Origin of the sequence: Nocardia sp. NPDC051832, from assembly GCF_040681285.1 — a bacterium.
GTDB lineage: Bacteria > Actinomycetota > Actinomycetes > Mycobacteriales > Mycobacteriaceae > Nocardia.
The window spans coordinates 1,413,767-1,430,670 of record NZ_JBFAYL010000003.1 but is presented as its reverse complement, the minus strand read 5'-3'; the positions used below and the strand labels follow the sequence as shown (position 1 = coordinate 1,430,670).

The window sequence follows — 16,904 nt, the reverse complement described above, 5'->3', positions numbered from 1 at the left end:
AACGATCACCGCGGGGCACGGGGGTAACCAGACCGCCGTTATCCGGGCACTGGCAGGGCGAGGCTAGGAATCCGCGGACAAGGCACCATGGAACGGTGGCAGAGGAGAACTTGTTCGCGGATTTCCTGATCGCCCGGCGCAGCGAACTGCGCCCGGCCGACGTCGGGATGCCCACCGGTGGGCGGCGCCGCACCCCCGGGCTGCGCCGTGAGGAGGTCGCGGTGCGCGCCGGCGTCAGCGTCGACTATCTGGCCCGGCTGGAGCAGGGCCGGGACCGCAACCCCTCGGCGGCGGTGCTCGGCGCCCTCGCCGACGCGCTGCTGCTCGACGACACCGATCGCCGCCACTTCAGCATGCTGGCCCTGGCCTCCGGCACGACCTCCTCCTGTCGCGAGGACTCCGGCCTCTGCCCCGGCGCCACCACGCCACAGGAGCAACTGCCGGAATCCATCGAGACAATTCTGCGGGCGCTGAACCCGACGCCCGCTTTCGTCGTCGGCCGTCGTTTGAATGTGCTCGGCTGGAATTCGGCGTGGGCCGATTTCGTCACTCCGCTGGGGTTGCTGGACGGCGGGCACGGGCCGAATATGGCGTGGTTCACCTTCATGAATCCGAACGCGCGCAAGGTAATCCGGGATTGGTCGGCGGCCGCGGATCATTTCGTGGCGGCACTGCATCGCGCGAAAGCCCGCTGGCCCGCCGACGACACGCTGCGCGCCACCATCGACGCGCTGCGCAAGGAACCCGAATTCGCGAAACGGTGGAAATCGCACCGCATCGGCGAAGACGCTTCCGGCACTTTGCATTTCGATCATCCCGAGCATGGGACGGTCGAGGTGCCCTTCGAGATGATGTCCGCGGACCGCGATCAGAGCGTCGTCGTGTGGCTGACCGACAAGGTCGAGACGAACGCGCGCGGCCTGCGTCTGGTGTCCGGAGATTGATCGATAGAACCCGGTAACAACTGTTCGCTGTAGGACGACATGCGTGCAGGCGCTGAACAAGTCGCCTGCACGGCGCACGTGCGTTCTGGTTGCCCGACGTTGTCGGGGCAAGGGCGACCCCGCTTCCCGGCGCCGGAAGCAACGAAGTGAGAGGGTCGTAAACCTGATGTCGGAGCGTTCCATTGCCATGTCTCGACTACGGCGGCTGGCGGCCGCCGGCGCCGTTCTAGCGCTCGCCACCGGAGTTACCGGGCCCATCGCGGCCGCCGAGCCGACCTCGGAGACCGCCGCGCCGTCCACCAGCACCACCGCGCCGTCCACCACCGCGGCAGCGCCGTCCAGCACCGCACCGGGTGTGAACCTGCCCATCCCGACGCAGATCCCGGTGCCGACCCCGCAGCTGCCGAATGTGACCGTGCAGGTACCGGTGCCATCAGCGCAGTTACCCACCGTGCAGCTCCCAGCCCCCGCCGTGGAGCTGCCGTCGGTGGCCGTGCACGTCCCGGGTCCGTCGGTGACCGTGCCGACGCTCGACGTGCCGGTCCCGGCCCAAGGGACGTTCGGGTTCGAGAACACGACCGGACTGCAGGTCAGCACGCCGCTGACCCAGGCCGAGGTGGACGCGCGGGCCCAGGCCGCGCTCGCGGTGAACGCTGCCGCCGCGGCCACGGCCGGCGCCGAGCAAGAGCATGCCGCCGCTGTCGCGGCCGCCGCCGCGCACGCCGGTGACGCCACCGCGCAGGCGGCCGTCACCTCGGCACAGGCGAAGCTGGACGCGTCGCGGGCGGCCGCCGCCGCCGCGAAGGCGGACCAGGACCTGGTCATCGCGACACAGGTCACCGTCAAGGCCCAGGCCGACGTGTCGGCCGCGCAGACCGCGGCGGCCGCGGCGAAGAAGACCGCGGACGAAGCGGCAGCGGCGGCCCGCGCGGCAGCCGACAAGGCCGCCGCCCTGGAGGCGCAGGCGGCGGCTGCCACGGGCGCGGAGGCGAGCGTGAAAATCGAGCTGGCCGCGCAGGCAAAGCTGGAGGCGACCGCCGCCGCGGACCTGGCGGCCAAGGCGCAAGCCGACGCCGACGCGGCACTGGCGGCGATCTCGACGATCCAGAAGACCGCGGCGAAGGCGGCGGCACTGGCCGGCATCGCGACCGAAATCAAGGTGAACGCGGCCGTCGCCGCCGCACAGGCCGGCGTGACCAGCGCGACCGCCAAGCTGACCGAGCTACAACTCGCGGCCACAACGGCCTTCGACGCCGCGGCAAAGGCCGGCGCGGAGCTGGCGCTGCAACTGAAACTCGACGCCGACGCGGCGGCCGCGCTCGTCACCGAATGGCAGGTCAAGCTGGACGCCGCGAAGGTGGACCTGGCCGCCGCGCTGCAGGCCCAGGTAGATCTGAACGCGCAGCTGGCGGCCGCGGTCGCCGCGGGCGTCGCGCTCGCGGCGACGCTGATCCTGGGTGGTCAGCTGTTCACCGGCATCGAGATCACCAAGCTGACCGAAACCGCCGTGGTCGTGGTGGCGACCGGCCTGGAATTGATCGGAATCTTCAACGGCAAGGGCGAATTCGAGGTCGTCGACTACATCCGGACCGACGCCAACGGCGTCGAGTCGCTGGCCGGCGAACTGCCGCCGGTCGACCTGGCGCTCGGTGATTCGCCAGACGGCGGCTCGAAGCTCCCGATGCTGGTGGCCCTGGCGGCCGGGGCGGGCGCCCTCGGCGCCGCGGCGACGGCGACCACCCTGGTGGTGCGCCGCAAGCGAACCCCGAAGCATGCGTAAGGCCCGCTATTGGGTGGCGGCCGCGGCCGTGCTGGCCGCGATCGCCGGCTGCGGCGACGACAGTGTGTCGTTGCCGCCGCCGGATCGCGCGCCGGTGCCGTCGCACATCGCGGCGGCGGACGGTGCGGTGGTCGCACCCGCCGAGCCGACCGACATCGAGCTGCGCTCCCCCAGCGGTGAGACGTATCTGAGCAGCCCGCTGCACCCCGAGAAGCTGATGCGCGGCGGCGCGAGCGGTCAGCAGTTGAATCCGGTGAACGAATTGCCGGTGTGGTGGGGCGAAAGTGGTTTACCCGGAACCGAAACCAAGCAGACGGTGCTGGTGGCCGGGCACAACTACGCGAAACGCGCCGCGCCCTTCCGGGCGCTGCGGGTGGTCCAGCCGGGTGACCGGGTGCTGCTCCGCACGCCCAACGGGGTGCTGGAGTACACGGTGGAAAGCGCCGGCCCGCTGGCGAAGGGGTCGCTGCTCAGCGACAACGACCTGCGCAAGCCGGTGCCGGGCCGGTTGATCCTCGCGAATTGCGATGTCGTCGGTGGCGAACCCACCGACAACAATTACCTCGTGATCGCGCAATTGGCGCGGCCCGCAGGCTGATTCAGAGGCCCAGGACAGCCATGCGCTTGGCGTGGCTGTCCTGCATGCGCTCGAAGAGCGTGGCGATGCCGTTGAGATCGCCGGCCGAGCCGAGCACCAGCTCGGTGAGTTCGTCACGCTGGGCCATCACGTACTGCGCCTGGGTGATCGCCTCACCGAGCAGACGGCGGCCCCACAGCGTGAGCCGGTCCCGTTCGGCGCGGCTGGTCTCGACGGCGCCGCGCACCTCTTCCACCACGAATTCCGAGTGGCTGGTCTCGGCGAGCACATCGCGCACCACGTTGGCCACGTCGTCGGGCAGCGAGCCCGCGATCTCGGTGTAGAAGTCGGCGGCGATGCCGTCACCGACATAGAACTTCACCATCGACTCCAGCCAGGTGGAGGGGTCGGTGGAGTCGTGGTAGGCGTCCAGGGCGCGCACGAACGGCGCCATCGCTTCCAGGGCGTCGGCGCCGCGCTCGGACAGCGCCGTCTCCAAGGTCTGGTAGTGCCGCATCTCGGAGGCGGCCATCTTCGCGACCGCGATCTTGCCGCGCAGCGTGGGCGAGAGCTTGGCCTCCTCGGCCAGCCGATAGAACGCCGAGATCTCGCCGTAGGCGAGCACGGCGAACAGGTCGGTGACGCCGGGATGGTCCGATTCGATCGGCGCGAGCGCCTGATCGGTCAACGAAAATCCCGGTGCTCCCGAACTCTGTTCTCCCATAAGCGCCCAGCCTAGTCGCGTCCGGCGAAACCTGCGGCGCGCGCACCCCTCAGAGCTCGGACAGGAATTTGTCCAGGTATGTCCAGGTGCTGTCCCGGGCGGTCTCGCCGGTGAGGATGCCCAGGTGGCTGCCCGGCGCGGTCTCGTAGCGCAGCGAGGCCGCGCCGGTGAGCGTGCGAATACCGGACTCGACAGCCGCGGCCGGGGTGATGACGTCGGCGGGCCCGCCGACCAGCAGCACGTGCGCGGTGACATCGGCCAGCGCGATGGTCCGTTCGCCGAGCCGCAGCACGCCCTTGCCGATGTCGTTGTTGAGGATGAACCGGCCCCACAGCTGTCCGTAGAAGCGGCCCGGGTAACCGGGCATCTCGGCCATGAAGCGGTCGATGGATTCCATCTTGGCCAGGGTTTCGGTGCGGGCGATATTGCTCGCCACGAACCAGGGGCGGGTGAGTTCGCGGTCCCAGGCGGTGACCCGGTAGGCGGCGCGGGTGAGCCCGGCGGGGATGCCGCCGATGGCGCGCACGGCAGTGGAGGTGCCGATGCCGCCGGTCAGTTTCGCGACCGCGCGCAGCTGCGGGACGCCGGTCATCTTGTCGTAGTTCAGGGGCGCGCCCACGGCGGTGATCGAGCGGATCGGCAGGTGCGCGTGCGCGGCGGCGGTGAGCAGCGCGAGGGTGCCGCCGATGGACCAGCCGATCAGGTCGACCGGTGCGCCGCCGCGATCGGCCGAGGTGCGCAGGATGGCGTCGGGCAGGATCTCGTCGATCCAGTCCTCGAAGCCCAGGCGGCGGTCGGCGAAGGTGATCTCGCCGTAGTCCACGACGTAGGGCGCGCGGCCGGTTTCCAGCAGGAACCGGGCCAGGCTCTGATCCGGGCGCAGGTCGAAGCAGGTGGCCGGGGCGGCCAGCGGCGGCACCAGCAGAACCGCGGAATCATCTGCGGCGCTGATGGATTCGTCACCCTCGAAGCGGCGCAGCGTGCGGTGCGGCGCGTCCGACAGCACGGTCGACGGAGTGGGATTCGGGGCTTCGACTCCCGGGCCGAAGGTCAGCGCCCAGGCGTTGCGCGCGGCAGTTGTGACGGTGTCAGCGAAACTCACCAGAAGAATGTCTCACACACCCCGGTACCGGCGGTAACAGGCAAGCCCGGTTTGTCATGATTTCGCATCCCGGCCGCGGCGCAATTTCGGAATTATGGAGGCGGCAATTCGGGTCGCGCACCATATCACGCTACAATCACCGTGGACAACGGAAAGTTTCGCGCTTGAAGCGGCGAATCCCGACGTCCGAGAAAATGTGCGCGCACCAGATCCGCATCACCCTTGCGCCGCGCCGATGTCCCAGGTAGCTGCCGTTCGGACGGCACCCGTTACCCGTAGCGACCGCTTGCAGGTCGCTCGAAATGGCCAGACATCGCGCCAGCGGCCGGACGGTGAACATCACAGGCGGATACGTGGTCATCGCGGGCCGACCGGCTCGCCCCACGCCTCGTGCGCGCGTGACGCGATACGAGGAAGGCACGAACCCTGAGCAAGATCACTGTCGAACAAGAACCCGGCGTGGCGGACACGCTGTTGACCGCCGAACTCGACGAGACGCATACCGCCCCGACTTTCGCCGAATTAGGAGTGCGCGCGGAAATCGTCCGCGCACTCGGCGAGATCGGCATCGAACGCACCTTCGCGATTCAAGAACTGACGCTGCCGCTGGCGCTGGCCGGCGAGGACCTCATCGGCCAGGCCCGCACGGGCATGGGCAAGACCTTCGGCTTCGGCGTCCCGCTGCTGCATCGCGTGGCCACGGCCGATACCGGCACCACGCCGCTGGACGGCACGCCGCGCGCGCTGATCATCGTGCCGACCCGCGAGCTGTGCATCCAGGTCACCGCCGATCTGGAGAACGCGAGCAAATACCTGACCAACCACCAGGGCCCGCTGCAGGTGGCCTCGATCTACGGTGGCCGCCCCTACGACACCCAGATCGCCGCGCTGCGCTCCGGCGTCGACGTGGTCGTCGGCACTCCGGGCCGCCTGCTGGATCTGGCGAACCAGGGCCACCTGATCCTCGGCAAGATCGGCGTGCTGGTCCTGGACGAGGCCGACGAGATGCTGGATCTGGGCTTCCTGCCCGATATCGAGCGCATCCTCACCATGGTTCCGGACAAGCGCCAGACCATGCTGTTCTCGGCCACCATGCCGGGCCCGATCATCACCCTGGCCCGCACCTTCCTGACCAAGCCGACGCACATCCGGGCCGAGGAGGCGCACGCGTCCTCGGTGCACGACCGGACCGCGCAGTTCATCTACCGCGCGCACGCTTTGGACAAGAGCGAACTGGTCGCCAAGATCCTGCAGGCCGAGACCCGCGGCGCGACCATGATCTTCACCCGCACCAAGCGCACCGCGCAGAAGGTGGCCGACGAACTGGCCGATCGCGGTTTCGCGGTGGGCGCGGTGCACGGCGACCTCGGCCAGATCGCGCGTGAGAAGGCGCTGACCAAGTTCCGCAACGGCAAGATCGACGTGCTGGTCGCGACCGATGTCGCCGCGCGCGGCATCGACATCGACGACGTCACCCACGTCATCAACTACCAGTGCCCGGAGGACGAGAAGACCTACGTGCACCGGATCGGCCGGACCGGGCGCGCCGGGCGTACCGGCGTCGCGGTCACGCTGATCGACTGGGACGAACTGAACCGCTGGGCCGGCATCGACAAGGCGCTGGGCTTGGGTATTCCGGAGCCGGTGGAGACCTACTCGCGGTCCCCGCACCTGTTCACCGATCTGGGCATCCCCGCCGATGCGACGGGTCAGATCCGCAAGGCCAAGCCCGCGCGCGACGAGGACGCCGTCGTCGTGGAACGCGAGGCCCGGACCCCGCGCAAGCGCAACCGCCGCCGCACGCTGCGCGGTCAGCCGCTGGACGAGGCCGCTGAGAACGGCGCTGTCAGCACGGAAGGTACTGCGGGCGAGCCGGTTTCGGAGTCCGATGAGTCCGGGGCGCCCGCGCGCCGGCGTCGTCGGCGGCGCAAGCCGGGCGGGGACGCCGAGGCCGAGTCGGGCAACGGTGTCGCCGAGACCGTGTCCGAGGCTGCCGACGCGGACGCGGATTCGGACAACGGGGATCAGCCCGCTCGTCGCCGTCGTCGCCGCCGCAAGCCCGCAGGCGAGGGTGCCGAAAACGGCGAGGTCGTCGAAACCGCCAAGACCGCCGAGGCTGTCGGTACTGCCGAGGCTGTCCAGACTGTCGAGACCAACGGCACCGTGCCGGTTTCGGACGAGGCGGCTCCCGCGGAGAAGCCGGTTCGCCGACGCACCCGCAAGACCGCGGACACCAAGGCCACCGGCAACGGTGAGACCGCCGGTGCCACCAGCAACGGCACCACCGAGGCTGTCGGTACCGCCGAGGCTGTCCAGACTGTCGAGACCAACGGCGTCGAGCCGGTTTTGGACGAGGCGGCTCCCGCGGAGAAGCCGGTTCGCCGACGCACCCGCAAGACCGCGGACGCCGAGGCCACCAGCAACGGTGTGACCGCCGGTGCCACCGGCAACGGCACCGCCGAGGCCACCGGCAACGGCACCGCCGGTGCCACCGGCAACGGCACCGCCGAGGCCACCGGCAATGGTGACGGCGAGCCCGCCGCGGCGCCGGTCAAGCGCCGGCGCACCCGTAAGCCCGCCGCCGAGGCCACTGCCGAAAACGGCGCGGCCGACGCGGAAAACGGTGCGGTGGAAGCGGATTCGGCCGAGAAGCCGGCCCGTACCCGACGTCGTCGCAAGCCCGCGGAGGAGACCGCCGACACCGATGCGGTCGCGGCCTCGGGTGTGACCACTTCGGCATAATTCGGCGGATCCGCTAGTCTCGCAATCGTGCTCGCACCCGAGCGGCGAACGCGCGCCGACATCATCTCCGCAGTCGCGATCGCCACGCTCGTGGTGGTCGCGGCGCTGGTGGTGTGGGCTCGTGGCGATGCCACGGGCACCGAATCGGTGACCGCGGCGACCCCGGCGTCGGCGCCACCCACCGCGGACAAACTGCCTGCGTCCCTGCATGAGCTCTGGCACGCACCGGACGGCGCCGCTCCCCGGGCCATGCTGGCCGGGGGCGCGGTGATCACCGCCGAGAGCGGCACCGTCACCGGACGTGATCCGCGCACCGGCGCGGAACTGTGGCGGTATCGCCGGGACATGCCGCTGTGCGGTATCGAATCGCAGTTCGGCACCGTCGTGGCGGTGTACAAGGATCAGCGCGGCTGCAGCCAGGCCACGCTGATCGCCGGCGACAACGGCGATCGGCGCACCGCCCGCAGCAGCTACATGGATCCGGAGGTGCGGCTGTCCGTCGACGGCACCTACGTGCTGGCCTACGGTGACAAGCGGCTGGAGATGTGGCGCTCGGATCTGGTGCGCACCCTCGAGTACGGCTACGTGGACGCGCCGGTGAACGTCAAAACCCAGCCGCGCAAAGACTGCACACTGCTGTCGGCGGGCTCCAGCCCGTCCCGGCTGGCGGTGCTGGAGCGCTGCCCGGAGGACGCCGGCGTCAACCGGCTGAGCGTGCTCAATCCCGCGCCCAAGGACAACACGGTGCCCGAGGAGCACGGCTCGCACCTGCTGTCCGGCCCCGGCGCCGATTCCCCTGACGCCCGGGTGATCGCGGTGTCCGACAGCCGGATCGCGCTGTACCTGCCCGGCGCCGCCCAGCCCGGCGGCGAGACCACGCCGCCGCGCCTGGCGATCTACGACTCGACCGGCAATCCGGTTGTGGTGCATCAGCTTTCGGCAGCACTGGCCGCGAACACCAGCACCGTACGGGTCGGCTCGGCCTACCTGGTGTTCACCGGCAACAGCCTGATCGCCTTGAACGCCAGCACTTTCGACCCGATCTGGACCGCACCCGGCGCGTTCGGCACCCCCACCCTGATGGCGGGCAAGCTGCTGCTGCCGGTCTCGGGCGGTATCGTGGCGCTGGATCCCGCCAATGGCGCTGAGCTGCAACGCATTCCGGTCGAGCGGGCGGGCTACGACGGCACCGCGCCGATCTCACTGGCTGTGGCCGGCGGCGTCGTGCTGGAGAAGCGCGGCGACAGCCTCTACGCCCTCGGCAGCTGATTCCCGCCGGACCGGCCGTCCCGGCCGGATCGTGCTGGTAGTTTTCCGCGGCGGCCGGGGGATGCTCGGCCCGCTCTGGGCGTCGAGCATGATGGAGAGATGTCAGCACGCCACGATGCCCGACTAGTCCTGCTCCGGCACGGCGAGACCGCCTGGTCCAGGCAGCGCCAGCACACCGGCCGCACCGATCTGCCCTTGACCGAGCTGGGCGAGGAACAGGCCAGGGCGGCGGGCCCGCTGCTGGCCGAATTGAAACTGCGCGATCCGCTGGTGCTCGTCAGTCCGTTGCAGCGGGCGGTGCGCACCGCGGAGCTCGCGGCACTCGGCGACTTCACGCTCGACGACGATCTGGTCGAATGGGATTACGGCGACTACGAAGGTCTGACCACGCCGCAAATCCGTGAGACCGCCCCCGGCTGGACCATCTGGACCGGCGCGGTGCCCGGCGGCGAGTCGGCGGCGCAGGTGCGGGCCCGCGCCGATCGGGTGCTCGGCACCGCGGAACCGGCGCTGGCGGAGCGGGACGTGGTGCTGGTCGGCCACGGGCACTTCTCCCGGGCGCTGATCACTCGCTGGGCCGAGCTGGATTTGATCGAAGGCCGCCGCTTCGCCATGTCGACCGCCGCGACGACCGTGCTCGGTTACGACCATGACGACCGGACCATCCACGCGCACAACCTCGTTCCCACCTTGAATGGAGCCACCCGATGACCCAGCCCGGCCACGCGGAGTCCACCCGCCCCGCCGACTCCGCGAGCTCCGCCGGCTGCCATCCCCCGCGCGTCCGCCGCGCCACTCCCGCCGACGTGCCCGCCATGGTGGAACTCGTCTACGACCTCGCCGAATACGAGCGCGCCCGCGCGGAATGCACGCTCACCCGCGAACAGCTGCACGATTCGCTGTTCGGTTCGGCCCCAGCGCTTTTCGCGCACGTCGTCGAGGACGAGACCGGCATCGTCGGCACCGCCATCTGGTTCCTGAACTTCTCCACCTGGAAAGGCACCCACGGCATCTACCTGGAGGATCTCTACGTCAAGCCGGAGACCCGCGGCAAGGGCTACGGCAAAGCGCTGCTCGCCGCGCTCGCCAAGGAGGCCGCGGACAACGGTTACAGCCGGGTGGATTGGGCGGTGCTCACTTGGAACACACCGTCCATCGATTTCTACCGTTCCCTCGGTGCCGTCGAGCAGAACGACTGGGTGGGCTACCGCCTGGAGGGTGGCGAGCTCCTGCAACTGGCGAAACAAGCCTGATGCGGGTAACCGTGCCGGCTAACTGGCCCGCTACGCCGGATGCGGCCATGGCGATGCAGGACGAACTGCGCCCGCTCGTCGACCAGACCAACCCGCGCCCACCGGATTTCCGCACCATCGCCGGACTCGACTCGGCTTACGACGACGAGTCCGGCGTGGTGGCGGCAGCCGCGGTGATCCTCGACTCGGCCACCCTCGAGCCGCTGGAAACCGCGATCACCCACGGCACCAACACGTTCCCGTATGTCCCCGGCCTGCTCGCCTTCCGCGAGCTGCCCACCTCCCTGGCCGTCCTCGAAAAGCTCACCACCACACCGGATCTGCTGATCTGCGACAGCCAGGGCCTGGCCCATCCCCGGCGCTTCGGTTTCGCCTGCCATCTCGGCATCCTCACCGGCGTACCCACCATCGGCGTCGCGAAAACGGTGTGGGGCAACTACATCGAACCGGATCCCGAACGCGGCAGCTCGACCGATGTGCGCATCGATGGCGAGCTAGTCGGACGCGCACTCCGCACCAGAACCGGCGTGAAGCCGGTCTTCGTCTCGGTCGGGCACCGCATCGATCTGGATACCGCTTGCGCCCAGGTACTGGCCCTCACCCCGAAATACCGGCAACCCGAAACAACAAGGCAGGCAGATCAACTCTGCCGGCAAGCCCTCCGAGCCGCCCTGCAAGCACCGTTGCCGACCTGCCGGACAACCTGAGCCGACCGGGGTCCTACTCGACGCCGTATCCCTCGGTCATCCAGCGATTCGAGGCGGGGGCGAACAGCAGGCCCAGCGTCGCGATCGCGACGACGCCGAGGAGCGCGCCGTACACCGGCTGATGCGAGTCGGTGAGCAGCGACCAGGCCACCGGCAGCATCAGAATCTGAGTGATGACGGCGATAGCGCGCCCCCAGCGCCGGCCGGTGAGCAATCCGATACCCGCCGCCAGCACCGCACCGCCGAGAATGCCGAACCACGCGGCGGTCCCGTAACCGCTGACGGCCGACTGCTCGTGCCCGAGCAGCCCGCGGACCACCAGCACGATGGCGGTCGTCACCGCGATAGCGCCCTCCAATGCCACCAGCCCGCCCGCTCCGCGCACCGTAGCGGGCACCGGCGGGCGGGCCGGCGGCAGCGCGGCCTGCTCGGTCGCCGAATCATCCGGATCCATGTCGCTGTCAACCACGCGGCCAGCCTACGAGCCGGTCGGCATGGATGGCATTTCAGACCGGGAACGGCGGGCAATTAGGCTTCCGAAGGTGCGGACCCTGCTGATCGTGAATCCGAATGCCACTTCCACCACTCCGGAGACCAGGGATCTGCTGGCACACGCCCTGGAGAGCCGCACACAGCTGACCGTTGCGCACACCCAGCACCGCGGCCACGCGGCCGAGCTGGCGCAGTGGGCCTCCACCAACGAGATGGACCTGATCGTCGTGCACGGCGGCGATGGGACGGTGAACGAGACGATCAACGGGTTCCTGCCGTTGCCGCAGGTCGACGACGGCCAGGTGTGGCGGCCCCGGTTGGGTGTCATTCCGGGCGGGTCCGCGAATGTCTTCGCCCGGGCGCTCGGCATCTCGCCCGACCCGGTGACCGCGACCAATCAGCTGATCGACCTGCTGACCGTGAATCGGGACCGCAAGATCGGCCTGGGCCTGGCCGACGACCGCTGGTTCACCTTCAGCGCCGGTGTCGGCCTGGACGCCGACGTGTGCGAGGCGATCGACGCCAGCCGCGCCAACGGCCATCCCGCCACCCCGGCCCGATACCTTCGCACAACCGTTCGGCAATTCTTCAAGGCCAAGGGCAAGGAGCCGAGCGTCCGCGTGCAGGTGCCCGGACACGCGCCGGTAGACGAGGTTCATTACGCGTTCGTAACGAACACCAGTCCGTGGACCTACCTGAACGCCACACCGGTGCACACCAACCCGGGCACCACCTTCGAGGCCGGTCTCGGCGTGTTTGCCGTGCGTTCGATGGATGTCGTTCCGACGCTGCTGCTGGCCCGGCAGTTGCTGGCCGCGGACGGAAATCCCAAGTCCCGCAATTTGTTTCGCGAAGACGACGTACCTTCGGTGCGGATCGAGTCGCCGGTGCCGATCGGCCTGCAAATCGATGGCGACTTTATCGGGAAGCGCAACGTGGTGGATTTCACCTCGGTGCCGGGTGTGCTCGAAGTAGTGGCCCCACAGCCTCGTTGAACACGAAACGCGATGTGAAACATCACGTTGCGCTGCGAAAACTGGGTAGAGCGAGTACAAAGGAGCCCGCAGGTTCCCTAAGCGGGGATCTTGAGAGCGTGAGCTTCCCCACGGTGCACCGGATACCTATTGACATCTACGGTGTTCGTGAAAGCATTCACAAGCAACCGTGCGGAAACTTTCCAGTCGCACAAGTGAACGATCCACAAACCATAAGGCGCTTTTTTGGAGCGCCCAGCAAAGGAGCAGAGGAATGGACTGGCGCCACAAGGCCATCTGTCGTGACGAGGACCCTGAGCTGTTCTTCCCGGTGGGTAACAGTGGTCCTGCGCTCGCGCAGATTGCCGATGCCAAGCTGGTCTGCGCTCGCTGCCCCGTCACTGCCGATTGCCTGTCCTGGGCCCTGAAGTCCGGTCAGGATGCCGGCGTGTGGGGTGGTATGAGTGAGGACGAGCGCCGGGCGCTCAAGCGTCGTAACGCGCGCACCCGGACCCGCACCGTCGTCTAGCCAGACGACCTGGCGTTACCGGGCCACAGCCCCAGGCCCGGCAACGCGATTCGGCCCGGCACCCGATTAAGGTGCCGGGCTTATTTGCGCCCCGAATTCATTGCGGCGTACCGAATGTCCGAATTCGGCTGCGCCCGTGGAATTGTCAGCGGCCGGAGCGACGGCCCAGCGGAACGCGCAGCACGGCATCGGTGCCGACGTCGGCGCCCGGGTGCAGGCCGATCGAACCACCCAATTCCGCGGTCACCAGCGTGCGCACGATCTGCAGGCCGAGGCGGTCGGAGGATTCCAGGCTGAAACCGGCCGGCAGACCGCGCCCGTCATCGCTGATGATCACATCCAGCCAGCGCGCCGAACGCTCGGAACGAATTGTCACCGTGCCGTTTTCGCCCGAATCGAAGGCGTGCTCGATCGCGTTCTGCACCAGCTCGGTCAGCACCATCACCAGCGGCGTCGCGCGTTCGGCGGAGAAGACACCCAGTGAGCCCGCGCGGCGCACCTTGATCCGGGTGGTGTGCACGGTGGCGACATCGGCCATGATCGGCAGCAAGCGGTCCACGACCTCGTCGAGATCGACTTCCTCGTCCACCGACATGGACAGCATTTCGTGGACGGAGGCAATGGAAGTCACGCGGCGCACCGACTCGGTGAGCGCGACCTGCGCCTCCTCGTTCTCGGTGCGGCGGGCCTGTAAGCGCAACAGGGCGGCCACCGTCTGCAGGTTGTTCTTCACCCGGTGATGGATCTCACGGATGGTCGCGTCCTTGGACAGCAGCGCGCGGTCCCGGCGTTTGACCTCGGTCACATCGCGGACAAGCACTGCGGCACCGGCCAATTCGCCGTGCGGGCGCAGCACCAGGGTGCGCAGCAGCACGGTGGCCCCGCGCGCCTCGACCTCCATGCGGCGGCCGGTGCGCCCGGCCAGCGCGGCCTGGATATCGCCGACGACCTCCTGGGCGTCGAACGGGTCGGTGATCAGCGAGCGCGTGGTGACCGCGAGGTCCTGGCCGGCCAGATCGCTCTGCAGGCCCATCCGGTGATAGGCCGACAGCGCGTTCGGGCTGGCGTAGACCACGGTGCCCTCGGTGTCGAGGCGGATGAAACCGTCGCCGGCGCGCGGGCTGGAATGGGTCGCCGCGCGGTCCTCGGTGGTCGGGAAGGAGCCGTCGGCAATCATCTGGCATAGATCGTCGGCGCAGGCCACGTAGGCCATCTCCAGGGTGCTGCGGACCCGGGAACGCTGCATGTCGGTGTCCCGCGACAGCACCGCGATCACGTCCTCGCCGCAGCGCACCGGGATGGCCTCGCGGATCGCGTGCACCGGATGCGGGTGGTAGACGCCCGCCGCCTCGACATCGCTGTCCGCGCGCACGATCTTGCCGCTGATCAGGGCGTCGAAGACCTGGGGATGATCGTCGGGAGTGGCGGTGGTGCCGACCTTGTCCTCGAGGTGCACGGTCGCGGCCGTGGTCGGGCGGCACTGGGCGACGCACACCACATCGGCGCCGTCGGTGACCGGGCCGGCCCCGACCCAGAGCAGCAGGTCGGCGAAGGACAGATCGGCGAGCAACTGCCAATCGCCCACCACGCGTTGCAGATGGTCCACCGCTTGACCGGGCAGATCGGTGTGTTCGGCGAGTAGCTCACTGAGGGTCGACACGAGAATCTACGCTTCGATCAGGAGATCACGGCGATCAGATCGCCCGCCTGCAGGACCTGGCCGGGCTGCACCGCGATCTCGGTGACCTCGCCCTCGACCTCGGTGAGCACGGGGATCTCCATCTTCATGGACTCGAGCAGGATGAGCGCCTGATCGACGTGCACCTTGTCGCCGACCTGCACGTCGACGCTCAGGACGGTCGAGACCATCTCCGCGCGCACTTCCTCGGCCATGACACCTCATTCTTCGGTTCGGGCGGCATCGTCGTCGTAGGCCCTGCCGCTGAAAGTACAGCCAACCACACGTGAAAGAATGGCCTTCAATCAGAAGGGAGCCTACTCATGGGTAAGCGTGGACGTAAGAAGCGCAGCCGCAAGGGGAACGCAGCCAATCACGGCAAGCGTCCCAACAGCTGAGGCGTAACAGAGCGGCCCGCACTTCCTCACGGAAGCGCGGGCCGCTCAATGCTTTTCGGTCCTCAGGACTCCTTGGTTTCGATCTGCGTGATCGTGATCGTCCGGCGCAGCTCGATGGTGAGCCGGTCGCGCAGCGAATCCGGGGCCCGGTCGCCGCCGCACTTGCGGCTGAGCAGGCCCTTGATCTTCTCCTCGATGCCGTACGCCTCGATGCAGGGCGAGCAGTGGTCCATGTGGTGCTGCAGCCGGGCCCGGGTGGCGTCGTCGCATTCACCGTCGAGCATCAGCCAGACATCGGCCAGAACAGCCCGGCAGTCGAGCTCCATGTCGTCACTCACTGCTTGACCTCCTGCCGTTCACCGCGGTTGAACCCGCGCTCGCGCGCCACATCGGCGAGCAAACCCTTCAGTTGCTTGCGGCCGCGGTGCAGCCGGGACATCACGGTACCGATCGGGGTGCCCATGATGTCGGCGATCTCCTTGTACGGGAAACCTTCGACGTCGGCGTAGTACACCGCCATCCGGAACTCCTCGGGAAGCTCCTGCAGGGCGGCCTTGATGTCGTCGTCGGGCAGCGCGTCCAGCGCCTCCACCTCGGCCGAACGCAGACCGGTCGAGGTGTGCTCGGCGGTCGCCGCGAGCTGCCAGTCGGTGATCTCGTCGGTCGGGTACTGCGCGGGCTGCCGCTGCTTCTTGCGGTAGGAGTTGATGTAGGTGTTGGTGAGGATCCGGTACAGCCAAGCCCGCAGGTTGGTGCCCTCCCGGAAACTCTTGAAACCCTGGAACGCCTTGACGTAGGTCTCCTGCACCAGGTCCTCGGCGTCGGCGGGGTTCCTGGTCATACGCAGCGCGGCGCCGTAGAGCTGGTCCAGCATGGGGAGCGCGTCGCGCTCGAACCGCTGTGCCAGTTCGGCATCGTCGACCGCGGCGACGGGGGTCCCGTCGTTCACCACGTCTTCGTCGCTCGTCACACCTGTCCCTTCGATAGCCTTGCCAGCCAAATCTACCGGCACGGGCATATCGATCGGGAACTGCGTGTCCACGGGCGGGGCACCGGTCCATACCGGACGTTCGTCGAGCAGTACGGGCACCGGATTCTCCTTACACGTCAACAACTGGCTGCTATGGCATGCAACAGGCCCGGGCGTCCCGGTGTTCCCGCACCCCGAATTACAGTCACAGCCATGGCTGGAGCTTCGACACCGGCGATCCGCACCCTGACCAAGTCGGGGGTGGCGCATCGCGTGCACGCCTACACCCACGATCCGCGCGCGGACTCCTACGGCACCGAGGCGGTCGACGCGCTCGGCGCCGAACTCGGGGTCGCGCCCGGGCAGATCTTCAAGACGCTGGTGCTCGAGCTGTCCACCGGGACGCTGGCGGTGGCGGTGCTGCCGGTGCCGAATACGTTGTCGCTCAAGGCCGCCGCCGCGGCGCTGGGTGCGCCGAAGGCGGTCATGGCGGACAAGTCGAAGGCCGAGAAGACCACCGGCTACGTGCTCGGGGGCATCTCCCCGCTCGGTCAGCGCAAGCAGCTGCCGACCGTGGTGGACGAGTCGGCGCTGAGCTGGGACCGGATGCTGTGCAGCGCCGGGCGGCGCGGGCTGGAGATCGACCTCGCACCGGCCGACCTGATCCGGCTGGCGGCGGCGGTCACCGCCCCGATTACCGCCTGACTGAAAACAGACCGTGTGGCATCCAACAGCTCGCCGCCGATCTGTGCGGTAATGATCAGA

At 68.7% G+C, this 16,904-nt stretch carries 17 protein-coding genes and 1 pseudogene; 11 read left to right on the top strand and 7 right to left on the bottom strand.

The window, feature by feature from the left end:
* The first annotated feature begins 95 nt into the window (after nucleotides 1–95).
* The 3 genes from AB0M14_RS24320 to AB0M14_RS24310 all read left to right on the top strand — a co-directional run bounded on the left by AB0M14_RS24320 (nucleotide 96) and on the right by AB0M14_RS24310 (nucleotide 3,322).
* On the top strand, nucleotides 96–944 hold the full coding sequence (locus tag AB0M14_RS24320) for a helix-turn-helix transcriptional regulator (protein WP_364998550.1): 849 nt from the start codon (nucleotides 96–98) through the stop codon (nucleotides 942–944).
* Between the two features lie 187 nt (nucleotides 945–1,131).
* On the top strand, nucleotides 1,132–2,724 hold the full coding sequence (locus AB0M14_RS24315) for a hypothetical protein (protein WP_364998549.1): 1,593 nt from the start codon (nucleotides 1,132–1,134) through the stop codon (nucleotides 2,722–2,724).
* Nucleotides 2,717–3,322, top strand: a complete 606-nt coding sequence (locus AB0M14_RS24310; RefSeq protein ID WP_364998548.1) for a sortase — start codon at nucleotides 2,717–2,719, stop codon at nucleotides 3,320–3,322. Before AB0M14_RS24315 ends, AB0M14_RS24310 begins: the two co-directional genes overlap by 8 nt.
* 1 nt (nucleotide 3,323) lies before the next feature.
* Here AB0M14_RS24310 and AB0M14_RS24305 read toward each other — a convergent pair whose 3' ends face one another.
* Nucleotides 3,324–4,025 (bottom strand): ferritin-like fold-containing protein, encoded by a 702-nt coding sequence (locus tag AB0M14_RS24305; protein WP_364998547.1) that lies wholly within the window; start codon nucleotides 4,023–4,025, stop codon nucleotides 3,324–3,326.
* Nucleotides 4,026–4,074: 49 nt separating this feature from the next.
* Entirely contained in the window at nucleotides 4,075–5,127 is a 1,053-nt protein-coding gene (locus AB0M14_RS24300; RefSeq protein WP_364998546.1) for an alpha/beta fold hydrolase, read from the bottom strand.
* Between the two features lie 426 nt (nucleotides 5,128–5,553).
* Between AB0M14_RS24300 and AB0M14_RS24295 the strand changes: the two are divergent.
* The 5 genes and pseudogenes from AB0M14_RS24295 to AB0M14_RS24275 all read left to right on the top strand — a co-directional run.
* A pseudogene (locus tag AB0M14_RS24295) lies at nucleotides 5,554–7,068 on the top strand (DEAD/DEAH box helicase); the annotation flags it as partial.
* Between the two features lie 828 nt (nucleotides 7,069–7,896).
* A complete protein-coding gene (locus AB0M14_RS24290; protein ID WP_364998545.1) occupies nucleotides 7,897–9,138 on the top strand; it encodes a PQQ-binding-like beta-propeller repeat protein in 1,242 nt (413 codons plus the stop codon).
* A gap of 99 nt (nucleotides 9,139–9,237) precedes the next feature.
* Complete coding sequence (locus AB0M14_RS24285) at nucleotides 9,238–9,849, top strand: acid phosphatase (RefSeq protein WP_364998544.1); 612 nt, start codon at nucleotides 9,238–9,240, stop codon at nucleotides 9,847–9,849.
* Nucleotides 9,846–10,391, top strand: a complete 546-nt coding sequence (locus AB0M14_RS24280) for a GNAT family N-acetyltransferase (RefSeq protein ID WP_364998543.1) — start codon at nucleotides 9,846–9,848, stop codon at nucleotides 10,389–10,391. Before AB0M14_RS24285 ends, AB0M14_RS24280 begins: the two co-directional genes overlap by 4 nt.
* 47 nt (nucleotides 10,392–10,438) lie before the next feature.
* A complete protein-coding gene (locus AB0M14_RS24275; protein WP_364998542.1) occupies nucleotides 10,439–11,098 on the top strand; it encodes an endonuclease V in 660 nt (219 codons plus the stop codon).
* Between the two features lie 13 nt (nucleotides 11,099–11,111).
* On the opposite strand, the gene AB0M14_RS24270 is transcribed toward AB0M14_RS24275, so the two are convergent.
* Nucleotides 11,112–11,552, bottom strand: a complete 441-nt coding sequence (locus AB0M14_RS24270; RefSeq protein ID WP_364999055.1) for a hypothetical protein — start codon at nucleotides 11,550–11,552, stop codon at nucleotides 11,112–11,114.
* A gap of 88 nt (nucleotides 11,553–11,640) precedes the next feature.
* On the opposite strand from AB0M14_RS24270, the gene AB0M14_RS24265 reads away from it, so the two are divergent.
* Both AB0M14_RS24265 and AB0M14_RS24260 read left to right on the top strand, forming a co-directional pair.
* Entirely contained in the window at nucleotides 11,641–12,585 is a 945-nt protein-coding gene (locus AB0M14_RS24265; RefSeq protein WP_364998541.1) for a diacylglycerol kinase family protein, read from the top strand.
* 253 nt (nucleotides 12,586–12,838) lie between these two features.
* The gene (locus AB0M14_RS24260; RefSeq protein WP_011211115.1) at nucleotides 12,839–13,093 is read left to right on the top strand and encodes a WhiB family transcriptional regulator; all 255 of its coding nucleotides are present in this window, start codon (nucleotides 12,839–12,841) and stop codon (nucleotides 13,091–13,093) included.
* Between the two features lie 145 nt (nucleotides 13,094–13,238).
* On the opposite strand, the gene AB0M14_RS24255 is transcribed toward AB0M14_RS24260, so the two are convergent.
* The 4 genes from AB0M14_RS24255 to AB0M14_RS24240 form a co-directional block, all read right to left on the bottom strand.
* Nucleotides 13,239–14,753 carry a histidine kinase N-terminal domain-containing protein gene (locus AB0M14_RS24255; RefSeq protein ID WP_364998540.1) on the bottom strand — a complete coding sequence of 505 codons (1,515 nt, stop codon included), beginning with the start codon at nucleotides 14,751–14,753 and terminating at the stop codon, nucleotides 13,239–13,241.
* Nucleotides 14,754–14,770: 17 nt separating this feature from the next.
* Nucleotides 14,771–14,986, bottom strand: a complete 216-nt coding sequence (locus AB0M14_RS24250) for a biotin/lipoyl-binding carrier protein (protein WP_364998539.1) — start codon at nucleotides 14,984–14,986, stop codon at nucleotides 14,771–14,773.
* A 245-nt stretch (nucleotides 14,987–15,231) separates the two neighbouring features.
* Nucleotides 15,232–15,495, bottom strand: coding sequence for a mycothiol system anti-sigma-R factor (gene rsrA / locus AB0M14_RS24245; protein ID WP_364999053.1), 264 nt, complete (start codon nucleotides 15,493–15,495; stop codon nucleotides 15,232–15,234).
* 8 nt (nucleotides 15,496–15,503) lie between these two features.
* On the bottom strand, nucleotides 15,504–16,139 hold the full coding sequence (locus AB0M14_RS24240) for a sigma-70 family RNA polymerase sigma factor (RefSeq protein ID WP_364998538.1): 636 nt from the start codon (nucleotides 16,137–16,139) through the stop codon (nucleotides 15,504–15,506).
* Nucleotides 16,140–16,352: 213 nt separating this feature from the next.
* Here AB0M14_RS24240 and ybaK point away from each other — a divergent pair, with 213 nt between their 5' ends.
* Nucleotides 16,353–16,844, top strand: a complete 492-nt coding sequence (gene ybaK / locus AB0M14_RS24235; protein ID WP_364998537.1) for a Cys-tRNA(Pro) deacylase — start codon at nucleotides 16,353–16,355, stop codon at nucleotides 16,842–16,844.
* The last annotated feature ends 60 nt before the right edge of the window (nucleotides 16,845–16,904 follow it).